The 20,142-nt window shown below is 55.7% G+C and carries 14 protein-coding genes; 4 read left to right on the top strand and 10 right to left on the bottom strand.

Annotated features, from left to right (window positions below):
- Nucleotides 1-283 precede the first annotated feature (283 nt).
- Nucleotides 284-2,401, top strand: a complete 2,118-nt coding sequence (locus tag CMR03_RS09495; protein WP_096011386.1) for a TonB-dependent siderophore receptor — start codon at nucleotides 284-286, stop codon at nucleotides 2,399-2,401.
- 41 nt (nucleotides 2,402-2,442) lie between these two features.
- Here CMR03_RS09495 and CMR03_RS09490 read toward each other — a convergent pair whose 3' ends face one another.
- From CMR03_RS09490 to rbsK, 7 genes are all read right to left on the bottom strand, one after another.
- Entirely contained in the window at nucleotides 2,443-3,675 is a 1,233-nt protein-coding gene (locus tag CMR03_RS09490) for an MFS transporter (protein WP_096011385.1), read from the bottom strand.
- Nucleotides 3,676-3,763: 88 nt separating this feature from the next.
- Nucleotides 3,764-6,115, bottom strand: coding sequence for a GNAT family N-acetyltransferase (locus tag CMR03_RS09485; RefSeq protein WP_096011384.1), 2,352 nt, complete (start codon nucleotides 6,113-6,115; stop codon nucleotides 3,764-3,766).
- Between the two features lies 1 nt (nucleotide 6,116).
- Nucleotides 6,117-7,409: a lysine N(6)-hydroxylase/L-ornithine N(5)-oxygenase family protein gene (locus CMR03_RS09480; protein ID WP_096011383.1), complete on the bottom strand. Its 1,293-nt coding sequence runs from the start codon at nucleotides 7,407-7,409 to the stop codon at nucleotides 6,117-6,119.
- A 10-nt stretch (nucleotides 7,410-7,419) separates the two neighbouring features.
- Nucleotides 7,420-8,973 (bottom strand): pyridoxal phosphate-dependent decarboxylase family protein, encoded by a 1,554-nt coding sequence (locus CMR03_RS09475; RefSeq protein WP_096011382.1) that lies wholly within the window; start codon nucleotides 8,971-8,973, stop codon nucleotides 7,420-7,422.
- 703 nt (nucleotides 8,974-9,676) lie between these two features.
- A complete protein-coding gene (locus tag CMR03_RS09465; RefSeq protein ID WP_096011380.1) occupies nucleotides 9,677-10,690 on the bottom strand; it encodes an aldose 1-epimerase family protein in 1,014 nt (337 codons plus the stop codon).
- Nucleotides 10,687-12,012, bottom strand: coding sequence for an L-fucose:H+ symporter permease (fucP, locus tag CMR03_RS09460; protein WP_096011379.1), 1,326 nt, complete (start codon nucleotides 12,010-12,012; stop codon nucleotides 10,687-10,689). The genes CMR03_RS09465 and fucP overlap by 4 nt, the downstream gene beginning before the upstream one ends.
- Nucleotides 12,013-12,021: 9 nt before the next feature.
- Nucleotides 12,022-12,939 carry a ribokinase gene (gene rbsK / locus CMR03_RS09455; RefSeq protein WP_096011378.1) on the bottom strand — a complete coding sequence of 306 codons (918 nt, stop codon included), beginning with the start codon at nucleotides 12,937-12,939 and terminating at the stop codon, nucleotides 12,022-12,024.
- Nucleotides 12,940-13,323: 384 nt separating this feature from the next.
- Between rbsK and deoR the strand changes: the two genes are divergently transcribed.
- Nucleotides 13,324-14,088: a DNA-binding transcriptional repressor DeoR gene (gene deoR / locus CMR03_RS09450; RefSeq protein ID WP_063878323.1), complete on the top strand. Its 765-nt coding sequence runs from the start codon at nucleotides 13,324-13,326 to the stop codon at nucleotides 14,086-14,088.
- 265 nt (nucleotides 14,089-14,353) lie between these two features.
- Nucleotides 14,354-16,021 carry an energy-dependent translational throttle protein EttA gene (ettA, locus tag CMR03_RS09445; RefSeq protein WP_063878322.1) on the top strand — a complete coding sequence of 556 codons (1,668 nt, stop codon included), beginning with the start codon at nucleotides 14,354-14,356 and terminating at the stop codon, nucleotides 16,019-16,021.
- 36 nt (nucleotides 16,022-16,057) lie between these two features.
- On the opposite strand, the gene CMR03_RS09440 is transcribed toward ettA, so the two are convergent.
- Complete coding sequence (locus CMR03_RS09440) at nucleotides 16,058-16,954, bottom strand: LysR family transcriptional regulator (RefSeq protein WP_063878321.1); 897 nt, start codon at nucleotides 16,952-16,954, stop codon at nucleotides 16,058-16,060.
- A gap of 96 nt (nucleotides 16,955-17,050) precedes the next feature.
- Between CMR03_RS09440 and CMR03_RS09435 the strand changes: the two genes are divergently transcribed.
- Entirely contained in the window at nucleotides 17,051-18,052 is a 1,002-nt protein-coding gene (locus CMR03_RS09435) for a zinc-binding alcohol dehydrogenase family protein (RefSeq protein ID WP_096011377.1), read from the top strand.
- A gap of 47 nt (nucleotides 18,053-18,099) precedes the next feature.
- Here CMR03_RS09435 and CMR03_RS09430 read toward each other — a convergent pair whose 3' ends face one another.
- Both CMR03_RS09430 and CMR03_RS09425 read right to left on the bottom strand, forming a co-directional pair.
- On the bottom strand, nucleotides 18,100-18,855 hold the full coding sequence (locus tag CMR03_RS09430; protein ID WP_063878319.1) for a fimbrial biogenesis chaperone: 756 nt from the start codon (nucleotides 18,853-18,855) through the stop codon (nucleotides 18,100-18,102).
- 1 nt (nucleotide 18,856) lies between these two features.
- The gene (locus CMR03_RS09425; protein WP_096011375.1) at nucleotides 18,857-20,137 is read right to left on the bottom strand and encodes a fimbrial protein; all 1,281 of its coding nucleotides are present in this window, start codon (nucleotides 20,135-20,137) and stop codon (nucleotides 18,857-18,859) included.
- Nucleotides 20,138-20,142: the final 5 nt, after the last annotated feature.

Below are 20,142 nucleotides of genomic sequence, written 5' to 3'. Positions count from 1 at the left end.
AGGTCAGAAATGCTTGCTGACCTGCCCATCTTGTTTACCTGGCGAGTGCCGCACGAGCCGCCATTTCCCCCCGCTGAAATCGACCTGAGCCCACCCGCCATCCACGCCGTTTTCCTTCTGCCTGCAATTTCTTCAGCCATAACGGTGAACACGTCTTGTAATCATTAACAGTAAAGGCAATAATTCTCATTTGCATTCAATGCGCATTATCTGATCGTAATCAAAATTTACGCTCCTTTCCTCTGACAGGAGCAGGGTATTTACCTTTTGTAAGGGATAAACAATGAGAATGCCTTTCGGCCCGAAACGGTTAGCGTTGCTGTGTTCCATCGCCATTGCCACACCGGCAGTCACGTTTGCCGCCAACACGCTGGTGGTGACGGCAAAGCCTGAAGAAACGTCGACAACCCCAACAGAAGGCTATACGGCGACCGTCAGCAAAGGCGCGACCAAGACCGATCGCCCGCTGATCACCACCGGTCAGTCGGTGTCGGTGGTGACGCGCCAGCAGATGGACGATCAGGGCGCAATGGATGTGAATCAGGCGCTGAACTATACCGCGGGCGCCTTTACGAACTTCGCCGGCGCGGCCACCCGCTACGATACGGTGTCGCTGCGCGGTTTCCACGGCGGCGATGTGGATAATATTTTCCTCGACGGCCTGCGCCTGATGAGCGATCCCGGCAGCTACAACGTGCTGCAGGTTGATCCCTGGTTCCTCGAACGCATTGATGTGATCAAAGGGCCTTCTTCCGCCCTGTACGGCCAGACCGTTCCGGGTGGCTTAGTCATGGAGACGTCTAAGCGTCCTCAGTATGCCCCCGCCGGCCACTTCCGCCTGTCCACCGGCACTCACAACACCAACAGCGCCGCATTTGATTACACCAATGCGATTAACGATCAGTGGGCTTTTCGTCTGACCGGCATCACGCGCAACAGTGATACGCAGTACGATCATACCCGCGAAGAAAAATATGCGATTTCACCCTCGCTGCTGTGGCAGCCGGATGAGGATACCTCACTGCTGTTACGCGCCTATCTGCAAAAAGATCCTTCCGGGGGCTACCACAGCGCCGTGCCGGGTGACGGCAGCATCACCGAGCATAACGGACGTAAGCTCAGCACCGGTTTTTATGACGGCGACAGCACGCTGGATCAGTTCAAACGTCGTGAGCAAATTTACAGCGCGGAGTTCGCTCACCGCTTTAACGAAACCTGGGCCTTCCGCTCCAATGCCAGCTACTCCCATTCCAATGTGGATTTGGATCAGGTTTATCAGGCTGGCTGGGATTCCCCTCAGTCTGAACTGCTCAATCGCTACTACTCCGGTTCACGTTCCTCACTGCAGGCGTACGCGATCGATAATCAACTGGAAGCCGATTTTGACACAGGCCCGGTGGATCATAAGGTGGTGCTGGGCGCGGAATATCATCAGTACACCAACGATTTGCGCGATGCCAGTGGTTTAGCCAGCCAGCTCAATGCGCTGACAGGCCAGGCCGTGGGAACGAATCCGGCTTACATGTTCCAGAACTCGCAGCGCCGTTACTATCAAACCGGTATGTACCTGCAGGATGAGATGAAATGGGACAAGTGGCATCTGGATCTTTCCGGCCGCTACGATCGGATCGTCTCTGAAAACAGACAGTACAGCAGCGATACGCAGTATCGTCGTCAGGACGATCACGTGAGCGGTCGCGCGGCGCTGCTGTATGCATTCGATAACGGTATCTCTCCGTACGTCAGCTACAGCCAGGCCATTACGCCGCAGTCCCTTTCCGGACAGGATGGCAATCTGCTGAAACCCACGACCTCGGAACAGTACGAAACCGGCATTAAATACCAGCCGGTGGGCACGTCCGATCTCTACTCGGCGGCGATCTACGATCTGACCCAAAATGACGTCGGCAATCGTGTGGTGGTGGGGTCCTATTATGAACCGGCCGGGAAAGTGCACTCGCAGGGGCTTGAGCTGGAAGCACATAATCAGTTAACCCCGCGACTGAGCACGCTGGCGAGCTTTACGCTCAACCACGTGCGCTTTAAAGATTCCATCGACGGTAATAACGGTCATACGCCTTACGTCACGCCTGATTCGATGGCTTCCGCGTGGGCGAAATACCAGTTCGACGCCGGGATCAGCATCGGTGCAGGCGTGCGTTACATTGGTCGGCAGTGGGCAGACAATGAAAATACTACCCGTCTGCCGTCTGCCACGCTGTTTGATGCCTCGGTACGTGCCGATTTAGGCGCCTGGAACAGCAGCCTGAAAGGGGCTTTTGTGCAGGTTAACGCCAATAACCTGACCGACCGCGACTATGTGTCCGCCTGCTACGGCACCGGTTTCTGCTACTGGGGCGCAGAACGGACCGTCGTTGCCACTGTCGGCTACGATTTCTGATCGCTACCGAACAGGCGGCAAACCCTGCCGCCTGTCTCACCCTATACTGCGACGACGCGATGTCGTCGCAGATTTTCGCGCAGAAACGACCGCACCAGTCCCAACCACAGCAAGCCGCACAGCAGATTCAGCAGGCTGAACCAGGCCATCCCGCCACTGAAATACGCCACTTTGACCGCCTCAATGCCCAGCGCAAACACCACCATACTGATCATGCCCAGCATCGCCGCCACGCTGCCCTTCCCTGCCCGACTGGAAAAGAGCGTCAGTCGGTACAGCCCGGCATTCACCATTCCGGTGCCGAAGCCGTAAAGGCTCAGGCCCGCCGTCAGCCATACATAGCTGCCCGCATCCATAAGCGTGCCGACAGCGGCTATCGCCAGACCGGTAATAATCGGCCAGGCACCCAGCCGCAGCGGCTGCTCAACCGGCAGACGGCTGGCAAGCCGACCCAGCGTCAGATTTCCGGCAATCATCGCCACAAAGACCGGCAACTGGAGCAGCGCATATTCCATTCGGCTCAGTCCCAGATCATGGATCAGGATCACCGGAGAAAGGGCGACCCAGCCCAGACAGGGAATGGTGACCAGGCCAATGGCCAGCGAACCGCTTATCACCTGCCGCTCTTTTAACAATGCGTAATAGCCCGCTGCCAGCGACGTCAGCGACACAGAGGTGTTTCTGTCGCCCGCCGTTTCCGGCATCGAAAACCACAACCCCGTCAGCGCCAGGGCAGACAGCGCAGCAAAAAACAGAAACAGCGTACGCCAGTCTGCGACGGCAAGAAACGCCGTGCCCGCCAGCGGCCCGGCCAGCGGTGCCAGCAGGGCCACGTTAGCCATCAGCGCCATCATCTTTACGCTGAGTGCGTCGTCAAACGCTTCCTGAATAGCGGCATAACCGACCGCGCCGATGAAACACAGGCTGATGCCCTGAAGAAAGCGCAGCAAGATAAACTGCCCCATGCTCTGTACCCAGTGGGTCGCCAGACAGGTCAGCATGAAAAACGCGACGCCCGCCAGCAAGACCGGACGGCGTCCCAGCTTGTCCGACAGCGGCCCCAACAGCCACTGCAACACCATGCCGCCCATCAGGTAAGCGGTCAGTGACGTGGACACCCACTCCGGGCCGACATGAAACGCCTGCGTCACCCGCAACATGCCCGGCTGAATCATGTCGTGCGCCAGATAGGTGGCAAATTCAAATAACACCAGCGATAAGGGGAACAGTAAATGTCGACGCGTGAGGCGCGAGACAGGTTGAAAAAGAGCCATCGTGAATACTTTCCAAAACAAGATAAAAAAACGCGGCCGCCTGAGCGACCGCGCTGATACTGTCCGACGTGCTGACACCGCTAAGGGGTCAGCGCCATGTGGCAATAGGGTTAACCAGCGTGCCGGCAAACTTGAGGTTTTCTGCGGGATCGGACAGGTTAATCATCTGCTGGTTATTCGCCAGCTGCAGGCGATTCAGGCAGGAGCGGGTAAATTCGGGCGCAAACATGTCGTAGCGGGCGAACTTGCTGGCAAGCTGCGGGTGCGCCTGCTGATAGTCCTTCACGCACTGCGCCACCAACTGCCAGAACTGGCTTTCCGACAGCGTATTCGACTGGTGCAAAATCGCGCTGATAAAGCGGAAGATGCAGTCGAAAACGTCGGTAAAGATCGACAGCAGTTTAAGGTGCTCAGGCACGTCCACCGCCAGTCGCTGCACCTTTTCAGGCAGAACGGCATCCGGATTCATCACCGCGATCTCCTCCCCAATGTCCTTCATATAGGCGCTGACCGGCACATTGTTTTCCAGCAGCAGGATCAGGTTTTCGCCATGAGGCATAAACACCAGATCGTGTTGATAGAAGCAGTGCAGCAGCGGGCTGAGGTAACAGTTCAGGTAACGACTAATCCACTGTTCCGCAGGCAGGCCGGAATCAGCGATCAGCGCGGGCAGTAACGGCTGCTGATGGTGATCGACATGCAGCAACGCGGCCATGGTCATTAAACGCTGGTTGGGCTGCAGATCAGTGACCGGATTATCGCGCCACAGGGCCGCAAACATTTTCTTGTAAGCGGAGTCGCCTTGAATGGCGCGTTCATAGTGTCGGTTGTGATAGCCCACAGCGGCCACTTCGCGCAGGATGCGGAAATCACAGCGCTGGAGCCAGTCATCCTTTGCCACCAGCCTTTCCAGCCATTCATTAATCGCGGGCGTGGTCGCCATATAGTAAGGAGAAAGGCCGCGCATAAAGCCCATGTTCAGCACCGACAGCGCCGTTTTCACATAGCGTTTACCCGGCTGACTGCGGTTGAAAAAGGTGCGAATCGACTGCTGCGCCTGATAGCCATCGTCCCCGATCCCCAGATAAATAATGTCCTGGCTGGCAATATCCGCGGCAAACACCGTCAACAGTTTATTCTGCCACTGCCAGGGATGGACCGGCATCAGGATATAGTCGTCCGTGACGACACCCTGGCTCGCCAGCTGAGCGGCGAACTGGTCAAGCACAGACTGTCCTAACTCTTCCTGCAGCAGGCGCTCATAGCTCAGCTCGCTGATGCTGGAGAAGTGGGCATTACGGCGATGCACGGCCACCCAGATCAGATTTACCGGCGTGGCGGCTTCGGGGGCATAAGCCAGATAATCGCGCGCATCAAAACCGATACGGCCGTTATTGGCGACAAAGCAGGGATGGCCTTCCGTCATCGCGGATTCGACGGTCTGGAAGTCCGCCGTCACCAGCGCCTGGCTGTCTGGATTGTTCTTCTGCAGTTTAAACACGCTGCTGCACAAGGTGCTGCTGATCTCCTCCATATAGGTCGCCAGCAGCGCCTGAGAAATGCCGATTTGCGCGTTAAACTCCTCAATAAACTGCAGCGCATCCAAGGGTAAACGGCGGCCGTTTTCCTGTTTTTCCAGCGACGCCAGATCGATTTCCCAGTGGTCAAGCGCCCGGCGTTGTGCGGAAAAAACGTATGCCGATTCGCCCCCCGGTACGGCCAGTTGATAACGGCCAGCGCCCATGTCGACAGGCGCGATCAATTTTTCGTGCGCGAATTCGGCAATCGCTTTGCGAATCAGTAAACGGTTGGCTTGCAGCCAGTCATTGCCGGTAAGGTGTGAACCGTTCAACAGCGGTGTGGTGTTATTCATCAGTGAATCCTGCAGTAGAGCCTGTTGATAATCTTCGCGCTGGCAGAAGGCCAGCCAGGCGGTTTTATGTTCCATATCAATCTGGTGCTGATAGCGAAAACCGGCACGTTTATTCAGGCGATGGATTTTGTCATTGCGCACGTCCGGCTCGACCACCACGCGGTTGACCTCGGGGCGGCTGAACAGGTAGTCCATGACCGTACTGAACACCTGCCAGCTAAACTGGCTGACCGGGTTCACCGCGGGCGCGATCAGAATATGCATGCCGTAGTCGTCTGGCTGTGCGGGATAATGCCTGCCGACCTCATCCTCGCTGGCGCGATAGCATTCGATCAGAAACGCCGGTTCGCCATCGCAACAGCCGATTAAGGCCGCATGAGGATCTTTTGCCGTCAGCTGTTGATAGAATTCGGCGACCTGTTCGGGCGAGTGATCCTGCATGCCCCAGAAACGGGCGTAGTCGCGCGTGACCCAGCGGTGAATAAGCATCACGTCGTCGGGCTGCATGGCACGGAGGGTAAACTGGCCCGCAGGTCGGGCCGCAGTGAAAAGCGTTGACTGTGACATATCAATGTTCCGATTGGGCCGGGAAGGTCTGGAAGGCGATCTGCCGCTCGACGGGATAAATTTCCCGACCGGTGAGTTCACGCAGGAGCACCGAGTTGCGATAGCAGGCCATGCCGAGATCCGGCGTGACAAAGCCGTGCGTATGCAGCTCTGCGTTCTGCACGAAGATCTGGTTATGCTGGTCAATACTGTAATTGCGCTGGACGTCGTAACGGCCCTTCTCATCCCAGCGCAGACGCTGGCTGATGCCTTCGATAAACATCGGCGGGCGATACTGATAACCCGTAGCCATCACCAGCCCCTGGGTGCGGCGCGTATACGCACAATCCTGCTCCTGCTGATGCAGGGCGAGTTCAAACTCCCCACTCGGCAACCAGCGCATGCCGGTGAGCTCCGAATGGGTGAACAGGTTAACGTTCAGCGCGCCATCCAGTTGCTTGACGTACATCAGGTCGTAGATGTCATTGATTAAGGTGCTGTTGATGCCTTTGTAGAGGTTTTTGTGGCGCGCGTTCAGCGCATCACGTTTTTCCCCCGGCAGCGCGTGGAAGTAGTCGACCCATTCTGGCGAGGTCATCTCCAGCGTCAGCTTGGTGTATTCCAGGGGATAGAAGCGCGGTGCGCGGGTTATCCAGTTAAGCTGGTAGCCAAACCGATCGATGTCCGTCAGCAGGTCGTAATAGATCTCTGCGGCGCTCTGACCGCTCCCCAGCACGGTGATGGTGCTCTTTTTCTGCAGCTCCGCCTTGTCCGCCAGATACTGGCTGGAATGGGTAAAGCGCGACTGATGCGATCGGCTGCACTCCGGCAGCCACGCGGCAGGCCCGGTGCCCAGTACCAGTTTGCGCGTCAGCCACTCCTGCTGTTGCCCGCTGAGCGTATCCACCGCGCGAATACGGTAGCACTGCTGGGCATCGTCGTAGCTCACGTAATCTACCCGCGTATTCCAGCGCAAATTACTCAGCTGTGCGCACGCCCACTGACAGTACTGGTTGTACTCTTTACGCATCAGGAAAAAGTCTTCGCGGATATAGAACGAATAAATTTTCCCCTTCTGTTTCATGTAATTCAGCAGGCTGTAAGGATTGGTGGGATCGGCCAGCGTCACCAGATCGGCCATAAACGGCGTTTGCAGGTGCGCACTTTCCAGCATCATGCCGGTATGCCAGTCGAACCCCAGATTTTGATCCAGAAAGAGGCCGTTCAGCCCCTCAACCGGCTCGCTCAGACAGGCCAGGCTGAGATTAAAAGGCCCAATACCAATACCGATAAAGTCATAAATTCTGTTGTTCATCGCGCCGTTCTCACTGGTTAGCCACCTGTAATGTCATGTCACGTGCCTGTTCGCGACCGTAATGGGCGATCAAGGCAATCACATCTTCCATGTCAGCTAGCGAGGTGGTGGGATTAAGCAGCGTAAATTTCAGGTACTGGCGGCCATCCACTTTGGTACCGGCAATCACCGCATTACCGGAACGGAACAGGGCCTTGCGGATACCGGCATTGATGACGTCCAGCTGTACCGGATTCATGCCGGGGCGCGGCACGAAGCGGAAGATTTGGGTGGTCAGTTCAGGCGCGTGCAGGACCTCAATCACCGGATGGGCTTTCAGCAACTGATGGGTTGCCTGGGTTAGCGTAATAAGGCTGTCAAACGCCTCACCCAGCTTCGCCGGCCCCATGATGCGCAAGGTCAGCCACATTTTCAGCGCGTCAAACCGGCGCGTAGTCTGAATACTTTTATTCACCAGGTTTGGCGTCCCTTCCTGCTGAGCGCTGAGCGGATTAAGGTAATCAGCATGGTGCGTCACGTGGCTGAGGTGCTGTTTATCGCGCACGAAGAACGCGCCGCAACTCACGGTCTGGAAGAACGACTTGTGATAATCCACCGTCACCGAGTCGGCTTTTTCAATGCCGTTGAGGCGCTGGCGATGCGCTTCCGAAACCAACAGACCGCAACCGTACGCCGCGTCGACGTGCATCCAGATGCCGTGCTGCTGACACAGTGTCGCGATGGTTTCCAGCGGATCGATGCTGCCGAAATCGGTGGTGCCGCTGGTGGCGACGACGGCAATCGGGATCAGGCCCTGCTCGTGGCAACGCGCAATCTCGTGCGCAAGCTGCACGCTGTCCATGCGGTAATCGTCGTCGTAATCCACCGGAATGACCGCATCGTAGCCCAGGCCGAGAATGGCCATCGATTTCTGAATGCTGAAGTGGCTCAGTCTGGAGGTCAGGACGCGCCATTTGGCGGCATCGGCCGGCAGGCCCTGATGTTTGATCAGATGGCCCGGATGATGTGCGGCGCACCAGCTGTCGCGTGCCAGCAGCATCGCCATCAGGTTTGACTGCGTCCCACCGCTGGTAAAGATGCCGTCTGCGCTCGCCGGCAGACCGATGCGGCTCAGCGTCCAGTCAATAACCTTCTGTTCAATCAGCGTTCCGCCCGCGCTCTGATCCCAGGTATCCACGGAGCTGTTGACCGCGGCCATGATTTGCTCCGCCAGCAGCGATGGCAGTACCACCGGGCAGTTAAGGTGCGCCACGTATTTGGGGTGATGGAACCAGACGGCATCACGCAGATACAGTGATCCTAACTCTTCCAGCGCAGCCTCATTATTTCCCAGCGGCTGGTCAAGATCGACGGCGCTAAAAGCCGGGGCCAGCTCGTGAGGCAGGATACCGCTGAAGGGTTTCTCAACGCGCTGAACGGTGTGGGTGATCAGCGTCAGCGCCTCCTGCGTTTGCTGATGCCAGGCCGAAATTTGCGCATCATTGAAAATAAAGTCCTGAGCAGTAAGGACCGCATCAGACAGCTGTCGGTGAGGCACCGACGGGTTTTGCTTACGTACCACCATATCCCGTTCCTTTATTAAAGGCGTAAGCCGCCCAGCCACCGTTTAAAAAGGGCAGCAGCCTGCGCCAGACCACGCGAGTCAATTCAGATTCAGTAACCTTTAGCCGAGACGGCTCACCCATGAGGTCAAAATTTTTGAGAATTTATGTCCACAAAAGAGCTAAAAAACTACATTTTATGTGGTTTATTTGCATTAAATGAGTAGTTGTTAATGACAATAACAATATAAATAATAATCATTATCATTCAATTTTTGGAAGGGCGAGTTTTCTCATAAGGATGACTAATGTCAATTTATGTGATCTTTGTCACATAAATTGACCTGAGGAAGATAAGGGATGTTGGCTGCATTAGGCAGCATCGCACTTTCCTGCCGCCTTAGAACGTCAGGTGGATCGCGTTTTCCACCAAGCCGACGCAGGGTTAACAGCGGGATGCTCAACGATAAAACGGCGATAGCGATCTGCTGTGTGTCCAGCCAGAACAGGCTGCGGTGGCTTAAATGGCTTACAGGCGAGCAGGTAGAAGACGTGAACAGGCAGATGGGTATAAGACGCGCTATCCACGGGCTTTCGCCACATGGATGATCATCCTGCCTGCCTAACGCGTTCTGATGCAGAAGAGACTCACGCCAACGCTGTCGTGGCAGCAGAAGCGTCAAAAGCACCTGACGTTTCGTCACATAACGCGTCGGCCTGGGCGATTTACAGCACGCCGGTTTCAACCTGGAAATGACGGTGCTCACCGGGCATCAACGCCATCAACGTACCGGCGCGTTGTGCCGCTGCAAAGCCTTCTGGACGGCAGGTGGCGGGCAGTACGTAGGCAGCAACCTGCTGATCCGCATTATGCAGTATCCAGCGCGTCGCATGCGGAAACTGCGCGGTGGAAAAGCGGGTCATCAGGGCATAACCGGCCGGGGAATGGAGTTCAAACTGAACGTTCTCACCGTATTGCGCCAGATGATCGGCGAAGAAGACAATCTCCGGATCGTACATTGCAGGTTGATCTAACTGCCGGAACGCGGTGGGATCGCGGGCCAGGGCGTCGGTAAAGGCGGTCCACTGAGGAGTGGGCCGCACATGTGCCGGAACAGAACGGCGCAGCTGAAACGCCTCGTCAGGAATCGTCTGTTTAAACTGCCCTTGCTCAACCCACGCGCTGTTGATGTGACACATGTATTGCAACGGCATCGGTGCGCCAGCCAGATTTGTCACGGTCATCTCCAGCATCAGCCGCGCCTGATCGGCCCTTAGCCGTACCGCCGGTGCCGCCAGATAATGGTGACCAAACCCCTTGATGTATTCGGTTTCGCCTTCGACAGAAAGACGCTCATCCTCCAGCACTATCCATGCGGAATCCATGCGGGCGCAGGCCATTTCACCGTGAAGCGGATGCGAGTCTTCCGCGCCAGGGCAGCCATTCGCCAGCAGACCAGAATGAAAGGCAAAACAGCCGTACGTATCGATGATAGTGTCACCCGGCAGCGGCTGTTTAAACCGGTGCCCCATGGTCAGGGCTCGGCCATCAAAATTCACATCCCATACCATCTGGCCCAGAAAGGGCAACACAATCACCGTGCCCCGCCGGTTGTGAATGCGAATGGCCTCAATGCCCGCAGGATAGCGAAACAGCTCGACCCTGAAATCCTCGCTCTCCAGCAGCAACGTCGGCGTGGCGGAAAACTGTTCACGGCGCAACGGTAAACGGGTTTTCATAGTCCCTCCTCCGCCAGGTTTGCGCGATGACGCGGCTGCTTTTTGTGGCGCAGTTCGCCCCAAAAATAGAAGCCAACCCAGGCAAAACACAGCAGCGACACGCCAAATGCCAGCTGCATCGATCCCAGATGGTCGGAAACAAAGCCCTGCAAGGCGGGCACAAATGCCGCCCCGACGATAGACATCACAATAAACGCGCCCGCGACTTCAGTGTATTTACTGTCTACCGTTGCGAGCGTACCGGCATAGATCGTGGCCCAGCAGGGACCAAACAACACGCTAACAAACACGGCGGCATAAACAGCGGTGAAATTGGGCACCAGCATGACGTAGGCCAGCGTTATCATGCCTAAAACAGAAAAGACGATAAGGACTTTCTCTGGACGGAAACGTGTCATTAAAATGTTGGCGACAAACTTGCCAATAAAGAAACAGATAAAGCTGTAAATCATAAAGCTGGACGCTTCACGCTCATTGGTCGCCCCCAGTGTCAGGGCCAGACGAATGGTAAAGGACCACACTGCAACCTGCATGCCGACGTAGAGAAACTGCGCCAGAATACCGCGTTTAAAATGGCGATTTTTTGCCAGATAGCGGAAGGTTTCGCTCAGCGTCGGCAACGTTTTTTCGTTGCTTTGCGGCTTGCAGCGCGGATAACGGGTGAACATAAACAGCAGCATGACGACCACCAGCACCATCACCAGATATTTATACGGCTCCAGAGTGTGTTCCAGCATCGATAAGCGGAACGCGTGGGCCTGCTCCGCCGTCATGTTTGCCATCTGTGTTTGCAGGCTTTCCCCATCCTGAAATACCAGATATTTTCCCAACACAATGCCCATCAGAGCACCTAGCGGATAGAAGGTCTGGCTGATATTAAGACGCAGCGTGGCATGTTGGCGATGACCAATCATTGAGCTGTAGGTATTCGCCGCCGTTTCCAGGAAGCTTAACCCAATGGCAATAGCAAAAATCGCTGCCAGAAACATGGTATAGGTTGCCATGTGCGAGGCGGGGTAAAACAGCATACAGCCGACGATATACAGCGCCAGCCCGGTTAAAATCGCCAGCTTGTAACTGGTTTTGCGGATCACCAGCGAGGCCGGAATCGCAATCAAAAAATAGCCGCCGTAAAAGGCGCTCTGCACCAGGGCACTGGCAAAATCGCTCAGGGCGAACACACTTTTAAATTGCGTAATCAGAATGTCATTCAGGCTTGCCGCACAGCCCCACAACGGGAACAGACAGGAAAGCAGAATAAACTGGAACAGCGGGGTCTTATTTAGATAACCGTCATCTTGCTGAACAATGTTCTGGTGCATGGCCGTACCTCATTGAAGGTCGAGAAAGCGCTGAAAAGCGGTTGAGTCAGGATAAGAACGCTGCGTACCGCGTGCCGTGACGCTACAGGCCGCGTAGGCAGAGGCTTTCGCCATGGCGGCAGGGATATCACCGGTTTGCACCAGTTCGTAGGCAAAACAGCCAATAAACGCATCACCGGCACCGCTGGTATCCAGTGCTTTAACCGGCACAGGGTCAACCTGATGACAGTCATCGCCGGTCATCCACAGCGATCCGCGGCTGCCCAGGGTCACGATCAGATTCTTTAGGCCACGTTTCAGTAAGGACGCGCCTGCCCGCCTCACTTCATCCTCCGTCCCCACCGGCATTCCAGTCAGGATTTCCAGCTCCGTTTCATTGGGCATAAAAAAGTCACACTGGCAGGCATACGCGATATCCAGCTCAGCCAGGGCGGGGGCAGGATTGAGGATGACGCGGATAGCATTTTGGCGGGCAAAATCGATCGCGTAGTAAACGGTTTCCAGCGGAATTTCCAGCTGCAGAATGATTAACCGGCAGCCCTTCAGCGCCTCAGCCGCAGCATCGATGTCCGCGGGCTTGAGATGTTGATTCGCGCCTTTAATAATCAAGATGCGGTTTTGCGATTGGTCATCAACAAAGATGGGGGCCACACCGCTGGAGACACCGGCTTCGGTGGTGACGAAACGTGTATCCACGCCCTGCTGTTGCAGATTGGCTAACGTGGTGGGCGCAAACAGGTCGTCGCCCACTTTGCTAACCATCATTACCTTGCCACCCAGCTTTGCTGCCGCCACGGCCTGATTGGCCCCTTTACCGCCACAACCCATTGCAAAATCGGGCGCTTCCAGCGTTTCCCCTGGCTTGGGAAAACTGTTGGTATAGGTGATTAAATCCACCATGTTTGAACCGATAACCGCAATGTCCATTCTTCCCCCGGTAAAAGACCGCTAAAATGTTATAAAAATAACACTAACAATTCACAGAGGTTAATTATGTGATAAATTTCACATATATTGTGACATAACTGATCGATAAAGCCGGAATCCGCCCGGGTTTAATGTTAATATTATAACAAACACCGTGACGCGAAGGCGGGCATTCAGTGGCCACAGCCCGGGTTTGCGGGGTGAAGGCATTGCGGGTAAGATAAAAATCTTGCCTGAAAAGCCTGCAACGCCTTAAATTTTTTGAAATTTGTTATGGGCTGAGTAAAAACGCGGCGGTTTCAGGTAAGGTTAACGGCACGCCAGCGATGTGACAGGCCAGGACGTATGACGTCTTCTTCAAGGAATACAGGTTTAGAGATGACAATGGAAACCCGCCGCGACGAACGCATTCGTAAACTGGCTCTGGCACTTAAGCGCACCGATAAATTACATCTGAAAGATGCGGCACAGCTGCTGGACGTATCGGAAATGACCGTACGTCGGGACTTAAGTGAACCGACCTCAAGCGTGGTATTGCTGGGCGGTTATATCGTCAGCGATCCGCGCAGCCATCCCGGGCACTATTTCATCTCCGACCAACACGGACAAAATGCAGCCAGAAAGCAGCGACTCGCTCAGGCTGCTGCCAGCCTGATTAGTGAAAATGACACGGTGTTTTTTGACTGCGGCACCACCCTGCCCTATGTCGTGGATGCGATTCCGGATGCCCTGCCCTTTACCGCCATCTGCTGTGCCATGAATACCTTTCTGGCGCTAAAAGAGAAACCGGCCTGCAATGTGATCCTGAGCGGCGGTGAATTTCATGCCGACAATGCCCTGTTCACGCCCGTGGGCGGGCATTCCATTCTGGATGATCTCTGTCCCACCCTAGCGTTTATCTCTGCGGCGGGCGTGGATAAAGATCAGGGGGCGACCTGCTATAACCTCAACGAACTGCCGATGAAGCACCATGCCATGCTGCGCGCCCGCCAGCGTATTCTGGTCGCCGACAGCAGCAAATATGGCAAAGTCCTGCCCGCGCGTATTGGCGAGCTGTCCCGCTTTGATTTACTGGTCAGCGACAGCGCGCCTGAACCGGCACTGAGTCAGTGGTTAACGCAACAACACATTCCCGTCCGCCTTCCCTGACGTCGTTTTGTCACGCACTGGCAATGACCTGCTGCTACGCTCAGGTGGATTCATGTCACCTGCGCTATATATGCTCGTCATGATACGCACGTCACCGGAAGCGGCCTTTTGCCGCCCGGTCGGACAGCGGACACAAATCAAACAGTTATGCCAAACTGCGCCCCGGCACGGAATTATCCCGGCGCATCGGCTGTGAATAGGCAGCGAAAAAGGCTAAACTTCGACATCATCCACACGACAAACAGACCCAGAGGCTCAATACAACGTGGCTCAATTCGTCTATAGCATGCATCGCGTCGGCAAAGTAGTTCCGCCAAAGCGACATATTCTGAAGAACATCTCCCTTAGCTTTTTCCCCGGCGCAAAAATTGGCGTGCTCGGCCTGAACGGTGCGGGTAAATCTACGCTGCTACGCATCATGGCCGGTATCGATAAAGATATCGAAGGGGAAGCCCGCCCGCAGCCCGGTCTTAAAATCGGCTATCTGCCGCAGGAACCGCAGCTTAACCTTGAGCACACCGTGCGCGAGTCCGTGGAAGAAGCGCTGGCCGAAGTGGTCGGTGCGCTGAAACGTCTCGACGAGGTGTATGCCTTATACGCCGAAGAAGATGCAGATTTCGATAAGCTGGCTGCCGAGCAGGGACGGCTGGAAGAGATCATTCAGGCGCATGACGGCCATAATCTGAACACCCAGTTGGAACGCGCCGCCGACGCCCTGCGCCTGCCCGACTGGGACGCAAAAATTGCGAACCTGTCCGGTGGTGAACGCCGCCGTGTCGCCCTGTGCCGCCTGTTGCTGGAAAAACCAGACATGCTGCTGCTGGACGAACCGACGAACCACCTGGATGCAGAATCTGTCGCCTGGCTGGAGCGTTTCCTGCACGACTTCGAAGGCACCGTGGTGGCGATTACCCACGACCGTTACTTCCTTGATAACGTTGCAGGCTGGATTCTGGAGCTGGACCGCGGCGAAGGCATTCCGTGGGAAGGGAACTACTCCTCATGGCTGGAGCAGAAAGATGCCCGTCTGGCGCAGGAAGCCTCTTCCGAAGCCGCACGTCGCAAATCTATCGAGAAAGAGCTGGAGTGGGTACGCAAAGGGCCAAAAGGCCAGCAGTCTAAAGGTAAAGCCCGTCTGGCTCGCTTTGAAGAACTGAACAACACCGACTACCAGAAACGTAACGAAACCAACGAACTGTTTATTCCACCGGGTGCCCGTCTGGGTGACAAGGTGCTGGAAGTCAGCAACCTGCGTAAATCTTACGGCGACCGCGTACTGATCGACGGCCTGTCGTTCTCTGTACCGAAAGGGGCCATCGTCGGCATCATCGGCCCGAACGGCGCCGGTAAGTCGACCCTGTTCCGCATGATGTCCGGTCAGGAACAACCGGATTCCGGCGAGATTGTGCTGGGTGAAACCGTGAAGCTGGCCTCTGTCGATCAGTTCCGCGACAGCATGGATAATGCCAAAACCGTATGGGAAGAAGTCTCTGGCGGTCAGGACATTATGCGTATCGGCAACACCGAAATGCCAAGTCGCGCCTATGTAGGACGCTTTAACTTTAAAGGCGTGGATCAGGGCAAACGCGTGGGCGAGTTGTCCGGTGGTGAGCGTGGTCGTCTGCATCTGGCAAAACTGCTGCAGGTGGGCGGCAACATGCTGCTGCTCGATGAGCCCACCAACGACCTGGACATTGAAACCCTGCGCGCGCTGGAAAACGCCCTGCTTGAGTTCCCTGGCTGCGCCATGGTGATCTCGCATGACCGTTGGTTCCTTGACCGTATCGCGACCCACATTCTGGATTATCAGGATGAGGGCAAGATCGAATTCTTTGAAGGTAACTTTACCGAATACGAAGAGTACAAGAAACGCACGCTGGGCGCAGATGCGCTGGAGCCGAAACGTATCAAGTACAAGCGTATTACTAAGTAATTGCGGGGCGGCAGCGATGCCGCCCTTCTCTTTTCTTCAGCGGTAAAATTCGCGGAACACAGGCGACTGCAAAGCAAATTCAATATATTTCATCAGCGCAGGCGAGTTCAGTTTACGACTGGGATACACCAGCCACAGTTCATTCCCCTCCATTTCCCATTCCGGCAGCACCGTTACCAGACGCGCATCGCCCCTGTCGCCGTCCGTTAAAAAGCGGGGCAGTAGCGTAATACCGGCACATCCCAACGCCGACTCACGGGCATAGAGTAAATTATCGGTAAGGTGCGCAGGCGGAAGCAGCCAACGATGATATTGATCGTCGCGTTTCAGCACCCACTCGTTCCAGGCCCGGTGCGCAATACAGCGATGCGCGGCCAACTGTTGGGGATGGGTAATCGGCGGATGCTGGTCCAGATAAGCTTGTGCGGCCACCAGCGAGCGCTGGCAGTAGCCGACGCGGCGACCAATCAGGGACGACTCCTGCGGCTGACCGGTGCGTAAGGCCAGATCAAAGCCGTCCTGCACCAGATCGCGAATATCATCCGAGACAGAGATATCCAGCGTGACGTCAGGATAGTGGCGTAAAAACGCAGCGTTGCAGCGGGCCAGCAAGGTTGCGCCAATGCCCGCCGGGCTGGTGATGCGCAGGCGACCGCTGGGATTTTCCCGTAGACTGGCAATGGCCTGTTCGGCGCGCTCGCTGGCCTGCATCATCTCCTGGCAGTGCAGCAGATAGCGTTCCCCTGCAAAGGTCAGATTGAGCTGGCGCGTGGTGCGGTTTAACAACCGGATGCCCAGCCGCTGTTCAAGCTGGCTAATCCGCTGGCTGACGCTGGATTTCGGTAAGCCTGCCCGTTCTGCCGCGGCGGTAAAACTGCCGCACTCCGCCACTAACGCAAACAGCGCCATATCCTGCCACTGACGAAACGCCATTGTTCACCTCAGACGAACACTGTAATAACTATTGTCCATCTTATCAGCATCGTCTCGGGGTTCTACACTTTAGAGAACACTACAGGAGAGAAAATTATGTCTGTTCGCGCAATTGCTGTTGATCCAGAAAACCCAAAAAACTTCGTTGAAATTTTCCCGGAAACCCTCACGCCAGGCGAGTATGACCTGCGCGTTCAGGTGAAAGCCGCCTCGGTCAATCCGGTCGATACCAAAGTTCACAAAGGGGCGATCAAAAATGGTTTGCAGGTACCACGTATTCTCGGCTGGGATGCCAGCGGCGTCGTGCTGGAAACCGGCAGTAAAGTCAGCGGCTTTAAGCCAGGCGATGAAGTGTACTATGCGGGCGATATTACTCGTCCGGGCAGTAACAGCACGGAGCAGTTGGTCGATTCACGTATCACCGGTCATAAACCGAAAAAACTCGACTGGGCTGCTTCTGCTGCTATCCCGTTGACGGCGCTGACTGCATGGGAAGGCCTGTTTGAACGGCTGGATATGGCTGCGGCGCGTGAGGATCAAACGCTGTTGATCGTGGGCGGTGCAGGCGGCGTAGGTTCACTGGCAATTCCTCTGGCGAAAATGCGCAGTAAAGCCAAAGTGATCGCCACCGCGTCACGGGACGATTCCGCCCAGTGGTGCCGCGATCGCGGAGCCGATCTGGTGATCAACTACAAAGACATGGCTGCTGAGCTGGAAAAGCACGGCATTAAGCAGGTTGATTATATTTTTTGTCTAAACGACACCGATGGCCACTGGGACACCATGAGCCAGCTTATTGCTCCTCAGGGCCACATCTGCACCATTGTTGAGAACGAACATCCACTGTCGATGGATCAACTGAAGCTAAAAAGCGCCGCGCTGCACTTTGAGTTTATGTACACACGCAGCATGTACAACACGCCGGACATGGCGCAGCAGGGGGAAATCCTGAATGCCGTCGCCGACCTGCTGGACGACGGCAAGCTGCAAAGCACGCTGAACGAAACGCTTCACGGCCTGAGTGTAGAAACGCTTGAGGCTGCCCACCAGCGCGTGCTGGAAGGCCATATGCGCGGCAAGGTCGTCATGGTTTACTGATGACGCAGACGGGTGGCAGCCAATGCGACCACCCGCGCGCGGCGGGTTCACGGTGAGCCAGAAGCCAGGTTCAGGTTGGCCGTGAACGCCTGGGGATTCCCTTGGTCGTCCAGCGCGGTGAAGTTAAGCACAGCGTTGCCTGTCGCTAAAAGCGGCGAGTCACCAAGCAGGGGATAACGTTTACTGGCGAAAGGTGCCAGCGTTTTATCCCCGTCCAGGTAAACAGGATAATGTTTTCCGCCCGCCGTCGCCGTCATCTTCCCTGGGGTAAAAAAGTAACGGCTCTGATTGCTGGCCTGAATAAAAAACTGCCCTTGTGTTTTCCTGATCTGAAACGTAACCGCCTTAACGCGTGCCGCAAAAGGCATCGAATCCGTAAACGGGCGATTAATCACTTTAAGCTGGGTGTTCAGCGCCACACTGATCTTATCGTTGCCCGCCCGCAGACTGCTTTTTTTCACTGAACTGATTTCGTAAAGATTGAGCCAGTAAAGGGATTCCCGATCGGTGGGAAGCTGTGCGGCCAGCTCGGTGCGCAAAACCGCGATCTGTTTTTTTTCATCCTTGTTCAGCGTAAAAACCCCGGGGAGTGCGACAAAAGGAAAGGCTTTACTGCCGGGCGATGTTTCCGGTGAGCCGCCGTCGACCCAGGTCTGGATCAGGACAGGAGATTCACCGCTGTTGACCAACAACAACGGGACTTGCACCTCGCCGGGATGAAAGATGATTCGGCTTTGCTGCGGAATAACCGCGGCCTGGGAGTGAGTAATGATGCACATGACGAGCAGCAGGATCTTTTTCATATTATTGCAGCCGAATGAGGATCGAGGCCGTCGCATCAACATTGCCCGCCGTGACCGTTTGTCCAGGAAGCTTTGCAAGACTGGCAGTGAAATTACGCTGATACAGCGTTTCGTCACTCGGCTGACCGCTGCTAATAACCTGCGCGTCCTCCAGCACCGGCCGCCATCCTGCATTGCTGCTAAAACTGCTCCAGCTCAGAAACGATACCGCACTTCCCCCGGAGGTTTTCAGCTGAATCCCCACGCCTTTCGCCAGTGAAGGCAAACTGTCATAGTGATCGGACACCAGGTAGCTGGAAATCCCACTTCCAGACGTCAGACCTAACTGCTGTGCCTGCAACCACGCGGCGTAGCTGGGTTGAAATCCCAGTGACAGTTGGCCTGAGTTTATCCCGGAAATCTTATCTGTCCCCGCCGCGCAGGCCAGCGTAATGCTGAGCGGAGCCGTCGCGGTTTGCCCTTCATTGAGGGCATTAATACTGATACTGGGGAAAATCACGTTCGCGGTGTAATTTTCAACCCGGCAGCCCTGGGTGAGGTTTTGCGTCAGGGTGGCCACCGGCGCGGTATTCATACCGAAAGCCATATAGCGTCCGGACCCCCAGGTTTCAAAATGATTCCAGCTGTCCTGGCCCGCTTCGGGCACATCCATCCCCGGCCCCATAAACACTACATAGCCGTTCGGCTGATTGCAGTTGTACGAGCCGGTATAATTGTCCGCCGCCGCCGCCGGGCATCCCCACGACGAATAACCCGGCGTGCGATTGTTTTCAGAGGTACGGATCAATTCGGCGCTGATGGGGCTGAAATCCCGCCCGCGGATCAGGATTTTATTCCCCTGAATGTCATACTGCGTCAGCGGCACTTTTTGCCAGATACGGGTAAAAGGCTTACCGCTTCGCACATGAATCAGCTTTAACGCGGTGAAGGGAAAATAAGTCTGAAAATAACCGCCGCCCATGTCCCAGGCTCCGCCAACGTTACTGTCGCCATTGGTGGCGAAGACTTCAAACAGCTGGTCTTTATCTGCCAGATCGCATTGATATAACACGCGATCCGGATTGGCATTGTTGATGGCCGGTACCACACGAAATACCGAGCGGGCCAGCACGGTGCCTGCGGGCTGATAACGTAGATTCATCAAGCCGATATTGCCGAAATTCAGGGACGCTCCGCAGGCATCACATCCCTGATCGACCGGATTCACCCGCGTGCAGGTGGCATGAGCGGGTAGCCATGCCGCCAAAAGAAAGCATGCCATCACAGCTAAAACGTACTTCATCGTTA

This window comes from Pantoea allii (genome assembly GCF_002307475.1).
Classification (GTDB): Bacteria; Pseudomonadota; Gammaproteobacteria; order Enterobacterales; family Enterobacteriaceae; genus Pantoea; species Pantoea allii.
This window is presented reverse-complemented; position numbering and strand designations above follow the sequence as displayed.

Coding starts and splice junctions, on each gene's coding strand:
- CMR03_RS09495 (WP_096011386.1), top strand. CDS start 284: ATGAGAATGCCTTTCGGCCCGAAACGGTTAGCGTTGCTGTGTTCCATC.
- CMR03_RS09490 (WP_096011385.1), bottom strand. CDS start 3,675: ATGGCTCTTTTTCAACCTGTCTCGCGCCTCACGCGTCGACATTTACTG.
- CMR03_RS09485 (WP_096011384.1), bottom strand. CDS start 6,115: ATGTCACAGTCAACGCTTTTCACTGCGGCCCGACCTGCGGGCCAGTTT.
- CMR03_RS09480 (WP_096011383.1), bottom strand. CDS start 7,409: ATGAACAACAGAATTTATGACTTTATCGGTATTGGTATTGGGCCTTTT.
- CMR03_RS09475 (WP_096011382.1), bottom strand. CDS start 8,973: ATGGTGGTACGTAAGCAAAACCCGTCGGTGCCTCACCGACAGCTGTCT.
- CMR03_RS09465 (WP_096011380.1), bottom strand. CDS start 10,690: ATGAAAACCCGTTTACCGTTGCGCCGTGAACAGTTTTCCGCCACGCCG.
- fucP (WP_096011379.1), bottom strand. CDS start 12,012: ATGCACCAGAACATTGTTCAGCAAGATGACGGTTATCTAAATAAGACC.
- rbsK (WP_096011378.1), bottom strand. CDS start 12,939: ATGGACATTGCGGTTATCGGTTCAAACATGGTGGATTTAATCACCTAT.
- deoR (WP_063878323.1), top strand. CDS start 13,324: ATGGAAACCCGCCGCGACGAACGCATTCGTAAACTGGCTCTGGCACTT.
- CMR03_RS09440 (WP_063878321.1), bottom strand. CDS start 16,954: ATGGCGTTTCGTCAGTGGCAGGATATGGCGCTGTTTGCGTTAGTGGCG.
- CMR03_RS09435 (WP_096011377.1), top strand. CDS start 17,051: ATGTCTGTTCGCGCAATTGCTGTTGATCCAGAAAACCCAAAAAACTTC.
- CMR03_RS09430 (WP_063878319.1), bottom strand. CDS start 18,855: ATGAAAAAGATCCTGCTGCTCGTCATGTGCATCATTACTCACTCCCAG.
- CMR03_RS09425 (WP_096011375.1), bottom strand. CDS start 20,137: ATGAAGTACGTTTTAGCTGTGATGGCATGCTTTCTTTTGGCGGCATGG.